General features: G+C 65.0%; 10 protein-coding genes. 2 read left to right on the top strand and 8 right to left on the bottom strand.

All coding sequences use genetic code 11. The features are described 5' to 3' along the window. The 6 genes from B8115_RS01195 to gmk all read right to left on the bottom strand — a co-directional run bounded on the left by B8115_RS01195 (window position 1) and on the right by gmk (window position 4,905). The gene (locus B8115_RS01195; RefSeq protein WP_010625904.1) at window positions 1-507 is read right to left on the bottom strand and encodes an acyloxyacyl hydrolase; all 507 of its coding nucleotides are present in this window, start codon (window positions 505-507) and stop codon (window positions 1-3) included. 67 nt (window positions 508-574) lie between these two features. Further along, window positions 575-1,087: an RNA 2',3'-cyclic phosphodiesterase gene (thpR, locus tag B8115_RS01190; protein WP_010625903.1), complete on the bottom strand. Its 513-nt coding sequence runs from the start codon at window positions 1,085-1,087 to the stop codon at window positions 575-577. 151 nt (window positions 1,088-1,238) lie between these two features. Further along, window positions 1,239-1,628 carry a RidA family protein gene (locus B8115_RS01185; RefSeq protein WP_010625902.1) on the bottom strand — a complete coding sequence of 130 codons (390 nt, stop codon included), beginning with the start codon at window positions 1,626-1,628 and terminating at the stop codon, window positions 1,239-1,241. Window positions 1,629-1,719: 91 nt separating this feature from the next. Then, entirely contained in the window at window positions 1,720-3,855 is a 2,136-nt protein-coding gene (locus B8115_RS01180; protein ID WP_010625901.1) for a bifunctional (p)ppGpp synthetase/guanosine-3',5'-bis(diphosphate) 3'-pyrophosphohydrolase, read from the bottom strand. A 22-nt stretch (window positions 3,856-3,877) separates the two neighbouring features. Then, on the bottom strand, window positions 3,878-4,138 hold the full coding sequence (gene rpoZ / locus B8115_RS01175) for a DNA-directed RNA polymerase subunit omega (RefSeq protein WP_010625900.1): 261 nt from the start codon (window positions 4,136-4,138) through the stop codon (window positions 3,878-3,880). Window positions 4,139-4,290: 152 nt separating this feature from the next. After that, window positions 4,291-4,905, bottom strand: coding sequence for a guanylate kinase (gmk, locus tag B8115_RS01170; RefSeq protein WP_010625899.1), 615 nt, complete (start codon window positions 4,903-4,905; stop codon window positions 4,291-4,293). Window positions 4,906-5,165: 260 nt separating this feature from the next. Between gmk and ppk1 the strand changes: the two genes are divergently transcribed. Both ppk1 and B8115_RS01160 read left to right on the top strand, forming a co-directional pair. Beyond that, window positions 5,166-7,403, top strand: a complete 2,238-nt coding sequence (gene ppk1, locus B8115_RS01165) for a polyphosphate kinase 1 (protein ID WP_010625898.1) — start codon at window positions 5,166-5,168, stop codon at window positions 7,401-7,403. Window positions 7,404-7,490: 87 nt separating this feature from the next. Then, window positions 7,491-9,005 carry a Ppx/GppA phosphatase family protein gene (locus tag B8115_RS01160; RefSeq protein WP_010625897.1) on the top strand — a complete coding sequence of 505 codons (1,515 nt, stop codon included), beginning with the start codon at window positions 7,491-7,493 and terminating at the stop codon, window positions 9,003-9,005. Here B8115_RS01160 and glsB read toward each other — a convergent pair. After that, window positions 8,986-9,909, bottom strand: coding sequence for a glutaminase B (glsB, locus tag B8115_RS01155; RefSeq protein ID WP_010625896.1), 924 nt, complete (start codon window positions 9,907-9,909; stop codon window positions 8,986-8,988). The two genes, B8115_RS01160 and glsB, sit on opposite strands and share 20 nt — an antisense overlap. 98 nt (window positions 9,910-10,007) lie before the next feature. Further along, window positions 10,008-11,486 (bottom strand): sodium:alanine symporter family protein, encoded by a 1,479-nt coding sequence (locus B8115_RS01150; protein ID WP_010625895.1) that lies wholly within the window; start codon window positions 11,484-11,486, stop codon window positions 10,008-10,010. Window positions 11,487-11,807: the final 321 nt, after the last annotated feature.

The raw sequence follows: 11,807 nt of genomic DNA, 5'->3' as shown, positions 1-11,807 counted from the left end.
CTAGAGCGGCAGGCGATAGCCCAGAGCCAGCACCTCGAAGCCCTGGTTGGGCGAGCGGATTCCGCCGTTCGAGTAGTGGGTCAGGCTCAGGGCGACCTCGCCGGGCCCCAGTGGCCCGCCCAGCGCCAGGCGATCCTGGAACTGGAAGGCGCTGCCGAGCTCGCGCGACTCGTGGCGCGATTCGAGGAACAGCGCCACGCCGATGCCGCCTTCGACGAACACGCCGCGCTGTTCGCCGAAGGTCCAGCGCAGCGCCGGGGTGGCCAGCCAGGCCGCGTTGTGGTTGCCCTCGCGGCCCTGCAGCAACAGCAGGCCGGTGGCCAGACGCAGGCTAAGCGCTGCCGGCAGGAAGTCGAGTTCAGGACGTGTATCGAGCTCGATACGGGCGGCGGCGGCCGATTCGCTGGTCATGCCGACGTCGAGGTATAAGTCGGCCAGTCCGGCAGGACTACCGATCAGTGCCAGGCAGGCCAGCAGCCCGGCGGCGAGGTTCTTCCTGCGCTTCACAGTGTTCCCCTTTTTCTTGTGTGCCAATCTGTGTTGGCTGATCTGGCGCCTCTTCGTCCTTGAGGCATCAATGCTGAGATGTGGCCAGAGAGTGGTAGTGCGCGCCCCGCTGATCGACCACCGAGTGAAGCAGCTCCATGCGCTCATAAGACCATGTCAGGTCGACGGCGGGAAGCCCGTTCACCTCGAGCGAGGCGGCGCGGCGCAGCAAGGTGACGTGAGGCGTGAAGCCGCCGGGACGCATGCCGAAGCCGCGTGCTTCGAGCGCGTCCCACAGCCGGCCCTGCAGCCGTGCCAGGCCGTGGTCGGTGTGCCGGCCGCCTACCCAGACGATGCCGGGGCGCCGGAAACAGCCCCAGCCGTCGAGGCGCCACTCGCCGGGTTCGATGCTCAGGCCCCGGACCCACTCGACGAGTTCGGCGGCTTTGGCCTCCTCCACCTCGCCGAGAAAGGCCAGCGTCAGGTGCAGGCTAGGGTCGGGCATGCGCCTTCCGCCGCAGCGGTCGTGGGCGATATCCGCCAGCGCACCGAGCCGCTTACGCAGCTCGGGAGGCGGGTTCAGCGCGAGGAAGAGCCTCATGGCTAATCAGCTGAAAAGGATGAAGTCGCGTCACGAGCGAAGAGAGGCTGATCGCCGCCGGAGCGCAGCTCCCGGAGTGTAGTCCGCTACATGAGGAGAGCGAGCACCGCCGGCGGTCAGGATCTCAAGCGCAGTAGCGAATTCGCCTTTTCTAGTCGCCGATGACCATAACTGCTTCGGCTTCGAACTGGGCGCCCTTGGGCAGCGCCTTGACGCCCACCGCGGCGCGGGCCGGGTAGGGCTTGTCGAAGAACTCCTCCATCACCTTGTTGACCACCGCGAAGTTGTCCAGGTCGACCAGGTAGAGGTTGAGCTTGACGATCTCGCCCAGCGAGCCGGCGGCCTCTTCGCACACGGCCTTGAGGTTGATGAAGACCTGGCGGGCCTGGGCCTCGAAGTCGTCGGAGACGAGCTCCATGGTGGCTGGGTCGAGGGGAATCTGACCGGACAGATAGACGGTGTTGCCGGCCTTGATGGCCTGGGAGTAGGGGCCGATGGCGGCGGGGGCCTTTTCGGTATTGATCACGGCCTTGTTGCTCATGACGCTCTCCTCGTGGTGTTCATGTACTGCATGGCAAGGGTCAATGAAAAGCCCGTTCGCCGCGCCGGGCGGCGAACGGGCCGAAACGGGTTCAATTGCCGACGCGAGTGATCTTGCCGACGTGGGACAGATTGCGAATGCGCTTGATGATGCGGGCCAGATGCACGCGGTCGCGTACCGCCAGGGTCAGATGCACGATGGAGAGCCGGGCGTCACGCTCCTCGATGCCGATGCGCTCGATATTGGCATCGGCGTCGGTGACCAGGCTGGCCAGCTCGGCCACCAGCCCGCGGCGGCTCTCGATCTCGATGCGCAGGGCCACCGGGAAGTCCTCGCTGATCTCGTCGGACCACTCCAGCGCGAACAGCTTGTCCGGATCGCTCTTCAGTTCGTCGAGATTGCGGCACTCGGTGCGGTGCACCACGATGCCCTTGCCCACCGACAGATGGCCCACCACCGGATCGCCGGGCAGCGGGTGGCAGCAGCGGGCGAACTTGATCACCATCCCCTCGCCGCCGCTGATGACGATGGGGCCCTGGGCGGCCAGCCCGCGCTCGCCGGCCTCGGCCATGTCGCCATGCAGCAGATCGACCAGGCGTCGGGCCACCACGTGGGCCACTCGGGTGCCGAGGCCGATCGACTCCAGCAGGCTCTCTTCGTCCTTGAGCGACAGCTCGTCCAGCAGCTCCGGCAGCACGGTGTCCGGCAGCTCCTCCAGGCTGGTCTCGAAATCGGCCAGGGCCTTGTTGAGCAGGCGCCGGCCGAGCTGAACCGCCTCGGTCTGCTGCTGATGCTTGAGGGCGTGGCGAATCGCCGAACGCGCCTTGGCGGTGACCACGAAGTTGAGCCAGGCCAGGTTGGGACGCGCCCCCGGGGCGGTGATGATCTCCAGCGTCTGACCGCTCTCCAGGCGGGTCGAGAGCGGTGCCAGGTGGCGGTCGATGCGACAGGCGATGCAGCTGTTGCCGATGTCGGTGTGCACGGCGTAGGCGAAGTCGATCACCGTGGCGCCCTGGGGCAGCTCCATGATGTCGCCGCGCGGCGTGAACACGTAGATGTCGTCGGGGAACAGGTCGTTCTTGACGTGCTCGATGAACTCCAGCGAGTCGCCGGCGTGACGCTGCATCTCGAGCAGCCCCTTGACCCACTCCCGGGCCCGGGCGTGGCTGCCCTCGGCGATGGGGTGATCGGTCTGGCCCGCCTTGTAGAGCCAATGGGCGGCGATGCCGTTGTTGGCCATGGCCTCCATCTCGCGGGTGCGGATCTGCACCTCGATGGGCATGCCGCCGCTGCCGAACAGGGTGGTGTGCAGGCTCTGGTAGCCGTTGGCCTTGGGGATGGCGATGTAATCCTTGAAGCGTCCCGGCACCGGCTTGTAGAGGTTGTGCACCACGCCGAGGATGCGATAGCAGCTGTCGACGTCCTCGGTGATGATGCGGAACCCGAACACGTCCATGATCTCGGCGAACGGCTTGCGCTGGTCGCGCATCTTCTTGTAGATCGACAGCAGGTGCTTCTGGCGGCCCACCACGGTGCCGGCCAGCCCTTCGTCGTCGAGGCTCTTCTGCAGCGTGGTCTGGATCTGGCGGATCGCCGAGCGGCGATGGCCGCGGGCGCTGGAGACGGCGCGCTTGATGCGCTCGGCGCGCATCGGGTGCAGCGCCTGGAAGGAGAGATCCTCGAGCTCCACGCGGATGGTATTGATGCCCAGACGGCTGGCGATGCGGGCGTAGATCTCCAGCGTCTCGCGGGCGATGCGGCGCTTCTTCTCCGGGCGCAGGGCGCCCAGGGTGCGCATGTTGTGCAGACGGTCGGCGAGCTTGACGATGATGACGCGGATGTCTCGGGACATCGCCAGCACCATCTTCTGGAAGTTCTCGGCCTGGGCGACGGCCTTGTCCTCGAAGGTGATCTGGGTCAGCTTCGAGACGCCATCGACCAGCTCCGCCACCGGCTTGCCGAACTGCTCGGCGAGAGCTTCCTTGGAAACCCCGGTGTCCTCGATCACGTCGTGCAGCATGGCCGACATCAGGCTCTGATGGTCCATGTGCATGTTGGCGAGGATGTTGGCCACCGCCAGCGGATGGGTGACGTAAGGTTCGCCGGAGCGCCGGCGCTGGCCGTCGTGGGCCTGCTCGGCATAGTAGAAGGCGCGCTTGACCTGTTGGATCTCGTCGGGAGGAAGATAGCCGCCGAGTCTGTCGGCCAGGTCGTCGATGGTGAACATTAGCGCGCCTTGAGTGACAGCCTTACTCCTCGAGAGCGATACCCGGCTCGCCTTCGCGGCGAATTCTCACCGGTGCCTCGATCGGCTCGTCCAGCACGGTATGGTCGACCAGCCCGGCGGCGATCTCGCGCAGCGCCATCACGGTGGGTTTGTCGTTCTCCCACGGCAGCTGGGCATCGCGCGAGCCGCGCGACAGCTGGCGAGCGCGCTGGGTGGAGATCATCACCAGCTTGAAGCGGTTTTCGACGTTTTCCAGACAATCTTCGACGGTGACACGCGCCATATAGGGTACTTCCCGAAAACTGTAGTGGGCCCACGGCAGCGGCCTGAGGACCGAAATGGAACAGGACAGACTAGATTACTCGACGTTCGGCTACCCTGACAAGCGTCTGCGGGCCAGGACAGGCGCCTGCGGCTAGGACAACAGCGACGCGGCTAGGACAGCAGCGCATCCAGCAGCGGGCCGTGGCTCTCCTTCACCCGCGCCAGGCTCAGCCGCCGGCTGATCACCAGTGACTGCAGTTCGCGCAGGGCGGTGGTGAAGTCGTCGTTGATCACCAGGTAGTCGTATTCGTCGTAGTGCGACATCTCGCTGACCGCATCGCGCATGCGCCGGGCGATGGTGGCGTGCTCGTCGGTGCCGCGGTTGGCCAGGCGCCGCTCCAGCTCGTCGCGGGAAGGCGGCAGGATGAAGATCGATACCGCATCGGCCATTTGCTCGCGGACCTGGCGGGCGCCCTGCCAGTCGATCTCGAGAATCACGTCCTGGCCGGCTTCGAGCAGGGCTTCCACCGCGGGCCGCGAGGTGCCGTAGAAGTTGTCGAATACCCGGGCGTACTCGAAGAACTCGCCCCGCGCGATCATCGCCTCGAACTCGCCCACCGTCACGAAGTGGTAATTGACGCCGTCCACCTCGCCACGGCGCTGGCCCCGGGTGGTATGCGACACCGAGACCTGGATGCCGTCGAGGCTCTCGATCAGCTCGCGTACCAGTGTGGTCTTGCCGGCCCCGGAGGGGGCGGAAACGATGAAAAGCGTACCTTGAGACATGAGCGTGCGTCCCTGATGTGGCGACGAGTGATGGAGCGACTGCAGGAAAACGCGAAGTATCTCACGAATTCCAGGTGCGCTGCAGGGGCAGACCGTCTTCACCGGCGAGACTACGCCAAGATGCCTCTCGACAGCGCTCTTCCGGCCCGGTGGACATCAGCTTGTCACAAAGGCTGCGTATGCTACGTGACAACGTCACTCAGGCTCACGGCGCGTCATGTCGCCGAGAGGTGGGGTCATGCTGCAGCGGGGTAGAGGCCATGCCGGAAGAACAGAGCGCCATTGAGGAGAAACGCAGCCAGGAGGCGATACCGGCAGCGCTCCCCGAGCCTTTGACGCCCGCCGAGACGCATGACGAACCGCTGCTGCGGGTCAATCACACCCGTACCGGGGTCCGTGCCAAGCCGACCTCCGCCACATCCGAGCTCGACCTGAAGTCTCCCAGCCTCTACTTCAATCGCGAGCTGTCGACCCTGCAGTTTCATATCCGCGTGCTCGAGCAGGCGCTGGACATGTCTCACCCGCTGGTCAATCGGTTGATGTTCCTGCTCATCTTCTCTTCCAATCTGGATGAGTTCTTCGAGATTCGCGTGGCGGGTATCAAGCGGCATATTGCCTTGCATCCCGACGAGGTGGGGAGCGATGGCATGCGACCCACGGAGCTGCTCGACGAAATTTCTCGCATAGTGCATGAGCAGGTGGAGCGACAGTACCGTATTCTCAACGAGACGCTGATTCCCGAGCTCGCCCGGCAGAATATCTTCTTCCTGCGCCGCGAGAGCTGGACCGCATCCCAGCGGGAGTGGGTCAGGGAATATTTCGACGAAGAGATCATGCCGGTGATCAGCCCGATCGGGCTCGACCCCTCCCACCCTTTCCCGCGCCTGGTCAACAAGAGCCTGAACTTCATCGTCGAGCTGGAGGGACAGGATGCATTCGGCCGCGAGGGCGGACTGGCGATTCTACCCGCACCGCGACCGCTGCCGCGCTTGATTCGCTTGCCTGCGCACCTGAGCCGTCCGGGCTGCGATGAGTTCGTCTTTCTTTCCTCCATGGTTCATGCCCATGCCGAGGAGCTGTTCCCCGGCATGAAGATCATCGGCTGTTATCAGTTCCGCCTGACCCGCAACGCCGACTTCTCGGTGGATACGGAGGAGATCTCCGATCTCGCTTCGGCCCTCAAGGGTGAGCTGCTGGCGCGACGCTACGGCGACGGCGTGCGCCTGGAGGTGGTCAACGACTGCCCGGCTCATCTCACCGACTTTCTGCTCAACCAGTTCAACCTTGCGCCCCGCGACCTCTACCTGGTGGATGGCCCGGTCAACTTGAGCCGATTGATGACGCTGCTGGGCGATTTCGAGCGCCACGAACTGCTCTACAAGCCCTTCATTCCCGGGCTGCCCAAGGTGCTCAACAATCGCAAGGAGAGCCTGTTCAGCCTGATCGCTCAGGGCGACATTCTGCTTCACCATCCCTTTCAGTCGTTCACGCCCATCGAGAGCCTGCTGGCCGAGGCGGCCAACGATCCTGGCGTGCTGGCCATCAAGCAGACCCTGTATCGCACCGGTGCCGATTCGGCCATCGTCAGTGCGCTGGTCGAGGCCGCGCGCAACGGCAAGGAGGTCACGGTGGTGATCGAGCTGCGTGCGCGCTTCGACGAGGCGGACAATCTGCTGCTCGCGGCCCGCCTTCAGGAGGCGGGTGCCATCGTGATTTATGGCGTGATGGCCTACAAGACCCACGCCAAGATGCTGCATATCGTGCGCCGCGAGAAAGGCGGCCTGCGATACTACGCCCACTTGGGCACCGGCAACTATCACTCGCGCACGGCCAAGCTCTACACCGATTACAGCCTGCTGACCGCCAATGAGCGGCTGTGCGAGGACGTGCATCTGGTCTTCCAGCAGCTGTCGGGAATGGGCAAGCCCAGGGTGATTGAAACCCTGCTGCATGCGCCATTCGTGCTCCATGACCGGCTGGTGAAGATGATCGAGCGTGAGGCCAGACACGCCGAGAAGGGCAGGAAGGCGCACCTGATCATCAAGTGCAATTCGCTGACCGAGCCCCAGCTCATCCGGGCGCTCTATCGCGCCTCGCAGGCCGGGGTGCGCTGCGACTTGATCGTACGCGGCATGTGCTGCCTGCGCCCCGGTGTGGCGGGGGTGTCGGAGAATATCCAGGTACGCTCGATCGTGGGGCGCTTCCTCGAGCATACCCGTGTCTTCACTTTCCACAACGATGGCAAGCCGGAGGTGTGGGCTTCGAGCGCCGACTTCATGGAACGCAACATGTTCCAGCGCGTGGAAACCTGCTTCCCCATCCTCGACAAGAAGCTGGCACAGCAGGTACGCAAGGACCTGGAGACCTACCTGGTGGACAACTGCCAGGCCTGGGTACTGACCGCTGACGGTCGCTACGTGAAGCAGGTGCCCGAAGAGGGCGTCCCGGCCATCAGCGCCCAGGAGACGCTGCTCTACGCTTATGCAGCGAAGGCCTGAGTGGCTTTGTCCGTTCCGGCTGAAGCCGTAGCCGCCCCTTTGCTCTTGTCTGCTTCGGCAGGCCTCTGAAGGAAGAACTCGCCACCGATGACCCCATCGACTCATGACGAGCCGCGCCGCCTGGCGGCGATCGATCTGGGCTCCAACAGCTTCCACTTGCTGGTCGCCAACTATCAGCACGAACGTTTCCAGGTGACCGCCAAGTACGGTGAGAAGGTGCAACTGGCCGCCGGGCTCGACGACGACCTCAGGCTGAGCGACGAGGCCATGCAGCGCGCCATGGAGTGCCTGACCCGGTTCGCGCCGTTCGTCGCCGACATCGACCCCAGGCACCTGCGTATCGTCGGTACCCAAACGCTGCGCGTGGCCAGCAACGGCCAGGAGCTGATTGCCCATGCCGAAGCCCTGCTTGGCCATGAGGTGGAGATCGTTTCCGGTCGCGAAGAGGCCCGCCTGATCTATCTGGGCGTGGCGCATTCGCTGGCCGACGTGCATGGCCGCCGCTTCATCATCGACATCGGTGGCGGCTCGACAGAGTTCATCATCGGGGAGCGGTTCGAACCTCAGGCCCTGGAGAGCCTGGAGATGGGCTGCGTCTCTTACACCCGACGTTTCTTTGCCGAGGGCAGAATCGACGAGAGTCGCTTCCGCCAGGCCGAAACCGCAGCGCTGTACGAAGTGGAGAGTATCCGCCAGCCGTTCCTGCAGTTGGGCTGGTCGGATCCGGTGGGCACCAGCGGCACTATCCGCAACGTGGCGGCCATCGTCTCCGCCGAGGGGGCGAGCGTCGAGGGCATCATTCGTCGTGATGCGCTGCTTCGGTTGCGCCAGCAGTTGATCGATTACGGCCATATCGACCAGCTCGCCCTGGTTGGGCTCAAGCCCGATCGCGCCAGAGTGTTTCCGGCGGGCGTGGCGGTGCTGTGCGCGGTTTTCGAAGCCTTCGACCTGCCGTTTCTGCGCTATTCGGACGGCGCGTTGCGCGAGGGCATGCTCTACGATCTGATCGGCCGTAACACCCCGGAGGATTCGCGGCTCAAGACGCTCGATGGTCTCGATCTGCGCTATGCCACCGACAGGCGCCAGGCTGGCAACGTGGCTGCAAGTGCCATGGCGGCCTTCGACCAGGTGGCCGGGGCCTGGCAGCTCGGCGACGAGCAGCGCCAGTTGCTGGCTTGGGCAGCCAGGCTGCACGAGATAGGCTTGGCCGTTTCGCATAGCCAGTTCCATCGGCATGGCGCCTACCTGCTCGAGCATTCCGACCTGCCGGGCTTCTCGCGCACGGATCAGCGCGGCCTTGCCTTCCTGGTACGGGCGCACCGGCGCAAGTTCCCCATCAAGGAGCTCAAGGAGTTTCCGACAACGGTACGCCAGCGCTATGCGCGTCTGGCGCGACTGCTGCGTCTGGCGGCGATACTCAACCACTCCCGACCTGAAGCGCCGCCCGATGGCGTTACCCTGGGCGTCGAGGGCGAAGTGCTTCTCGTCACCTTGCCCGACGACTTGACCGGTAGCGCTCTGCTGTTCGGCGCCCTCGAGCAGGAGAAAAATTATCAGCTCGCTGCCGGCTATCAGCTCGAAATCATCCCCGGGACACGCTGATCCCAGCCGGATCGAGCTCCTCGGCGAACAGTTCCAGGGCGTACTGGGCGGCCACGGAATTGCCGTTGTCGTCGAGGGCCGGCGACCAGGCGCAGACCGTCATCCGGCCCGGCACCACGGCAACGATGCCGCCGCCCACGCCGCTCTTCGCCGGTAGCCCGACGCGATAGGCGAAATCCCCCGCGGCGTCGTACATGCCGCAGGTCGCCATGATCGCATTGATGCGCCGCGTCAGCCCCGGCGAGACGAAGCGCTCGCCCATGGCGCGGGCCTCGCCGTCGGCCGCCAGGAAGTTCATGGCCACGGCCAGGTCGGCGCAGCTCATGGCCAGCGCACAGCAGGAGAAGTAGGTGCGCAGCACCTCGTCGACGTCGTTGTCCAGGTTGCCGAAGGCCTTCATCAGGTAGGCCATGGCGGCATTGCGCGAGCGGTGCTGCCACTCGGAATCCAGCACCTCGTCGTCGATCAGGATCCTGGCGTTGCCCGCCAGCCGCCGGGCCACGTCCTGCAGGTGCTTGTCCGGGGTGGCAAAGGCGCTGACCAGGCGATCCGTGACCGCGATGGCGCCGGCATTGATGAAGGGGTTGCGCGGCTTGCCCCGCTCGGCCTCGAGCTGGGCCAGCGAATTGAAGGGCATGCCCGACGGATTGAGCCCGACCCGCTGCCACAGCGCTTCGCCGTGCACGCGCAGGGCGAGGGTGAGCAGCAGCACCTTGGCGATGCTCTGGATCGAGAAGGGCGTCTCGGCGTCCCCGACGGCATACAGCGTGCCGTAGTTGGTGCACGCGGCGATACCGAGCCGCGCGGGGTTCTGCTCGGCCAGCGCCGGGATATAGCTGGCGACCCGGCCGCTGCCGAGCCGGGAACGGGCTCGGGCGTGGACGCTCTCCAGCCAGGCCTGCATGTCTTCCCTTTCCGGCAGGGTTCGCACGCTCTGAGCCCCAACGGCCGGCCCCGAAGCATCGGGGCCGGTCGCAGGCTGTGACTTGGGATGTCGCACCGCTACTTCGCCGGCTGGCTGGCAGTCGGTGCCGCTGCGCCGTAACGCTTGAGGCGCTCGATGTCCTCGGGCTCGATTTCCCAGGCGGCGGGATCGATATCGAGATCGGCGAACTTCTGGGCGTCGAATACGGGGTGGCGAATGCCGGCGCGGATCTGCTCGTCGAAGTCGCGCATCAGGCGCAGCCCCGGCTTGAACAGCATGAGCAGGGCGATGAGGTTGGCCAGCGCCAGGAAGCCCATGGTCACGTCGGCGAAGGCGAATACCGTACCCAGGTCGGTCAGCGCACCCCAGGCGCAAAGTGCGACGATCGCGATGCGGAACAGGTTGAACAGCGTGACGTTGCCATCGCTGAAGTAGTTGAGGCTGTTCTCGCCCAGGTAGTAGTTGTAGAGAATGGTGCTGAAGCCGAACAGCAGCAGCGCCACGCTGACGAAGCTGCGGCCCCATTCGCCCACGTGGTCGGCCAGCGAGACCTGGGTCAGCGCCACGCCGCCGATATCGGCACCGCTGGCCGGGTCGTAGGCGCCGCTGAGCAGGATGATGAAGGCGGTGGCCGAACAGATGATCAGGGTGTCGATGAACACCGAGAAGGCCTGCACGACCCCCTGGTTGGCCGGGTGCGGCACATAGGCCACCGCGGCGACGTTGGGGGCGCTGCCCAGGCCCGCTTCGTTGGAGAACAGGCCGCGTTTGACCCCCATCATGATGGCGGCGCCGATACCGCCACCCACCGCCGGCTCCAGGCCGAAGGCGCTGTTGACGATCAGCAGGAAGACCTCGGGGATGCGCGGCAGGTTCATGCCCAGCACCACGAAGGCGATCAGCAGATAGCCCACCGCCATGACCGGCACCAGCACCTCGGTCACCCGGGCGATGCGCTTGATGCCGCCGAAGATGATCAGGCCGACCACCGCGGCCATGCCCAGGCCGGTATAGAGCACCGGAATGCCGAAGGCGTCGTCGAAGGAGGTGGCCACGGCGTAGGACTGCAACGCGGTAAAGCCGAAACCGAAGGTGACCAGCAGCAGCACCGAGTAGAGCGCGGCCAGCCACTTCCAGTGGCTACCGAGGCCGCGGGCGATGTAGTAGGCCGGTCCGCCGCGGTAGGTGCCGTCCGGCTGGGCCGTCTTGTAGGCCTGGGCCAGGGTGCACTCGAGGAAACTGGTGGCCATGCCCATCAGGCCGACCAGCCACATCCAGAAGATCGCCCCGGGGCCGCCGAGGGTGATGGCCACCGCCACGCCGGCGATGTTGCCGCCGCCGACGCGGCCGGCAATGGAGAGCAGCAGCGCCTGGAAGGAGCTCAGGTGGCCGTGCTTGTCACGCTTGAACGCCTGGCTGGCGCCGAGGATGCGGAACATGCGGGTGAAATAGCGAAACTGGACGAAGCGCGAGCCCAGGGTGAAGCCGACGCCGACGGCGATCAGCAGGGCGATGAGTACCTTGCCCCACAGCAGGTCGTTGATCAGATCGAGCATCAGGCGTTCCTCCGCTCGGGCGAGACGTGGGGCTGCACGGACCGGGGAGTGGCGGTGGGTATCGTTATTCTTGGCATGAAACTGGAACCTCTAGCTGTTTTTCGACTGGGCCCGCCGTAAGCGGGCCGGTTGTCATCGCAAGTTCCATGCCATTCCGCCGCTTTCCTGCAAGCTGTTGATTCAGAGTGGAAAAATTCAAGGGCGCGAGGTTTTTCGCCAGCGCCGGTTATATAACCCAGGTTCTAGAGGGGCGAGGTGTGGAAGGTAACCAATTGAATTAAAAGAATTAAAAAGAGCTATAACTCAGGTTATCGTTATAAC

Source organism: Halomonas sp. KM-1 (genome assembly GCF_000246875.1).
Taxonomy (GTDB): domain Bacteria; phylum Pseudomonadota; class Gammaproteobacteria; order Pseudomonadales; family Halomonadaceae; genus Halomonas; species Halomonas aerodenitrificans.
The sequence above is the reverse complement of the archived record's forward strand: the minus strand, read 5'-3'. Positions and strand labels throughout refer to the sequence as shown.

Coding starts and splice junctions, on each gene's coding strand:
- thpR (WP_010625903.1), bottom strand. CDS start 1,087: ATGAGGCTCTTCCTCGCGCTGAACCCGCCTCCCGAGCTGCGTAAGCGG.
- B8115_RS01185 (WP_010625902.1), bottom strand. CDS start 1,628: ATGAGCAACAAGGCCGTGATCAATACCGAAAAGGCCCCCGCCGCCATC.
- B8115_RS01180 (WP_010625901.1), bottom strand. CDS start 3,855: ATGTTCACCATCGACGACCTGGCCGACAGACTCGGCGGCTATCTTCCT.
- rpoZ (WP_010625900.1), bottom strand. CDS start 4,138: ATGGCGCGTGTCACCGTCGAAGATTGTCTGGAAAACGTCGAAAACCGC.
- gmk (WP_010625899.1), bottom strand. CDS start 4,905: ATGTCTCAAGGTACGCTTTTCATCGTTTCCGCCCCCTCCGGGGCCGGC.
- ppk1 (WP_010625898.1), top strand. CDS start 5,166: ATGCCGGAAGAACAGAGCGCCATTGAGGAGAAACGCAGCCAGGAGGCG.
- B8115_RS01160 (WP_010625897.1), top strand. CDS start 7,491: ATGACCCCATCGACTCATGACGAGCCGCGCCGCCTGGCGGCGATCGAT.
- glsB (WP_010625896.1), bottom strand. CDS start 9,909: ATGCAGGCCTGGCTGGAGAGCGTCCACGCCCGAGCCCGTTCCCGGCTC.
- B8115_RS01150 (WP_010625895.1), bottom strand. CDS start 11,486: ATGCTCGATCTGATCAACGACCTGCTGTGGGGCAAGGTACTCATCGCC.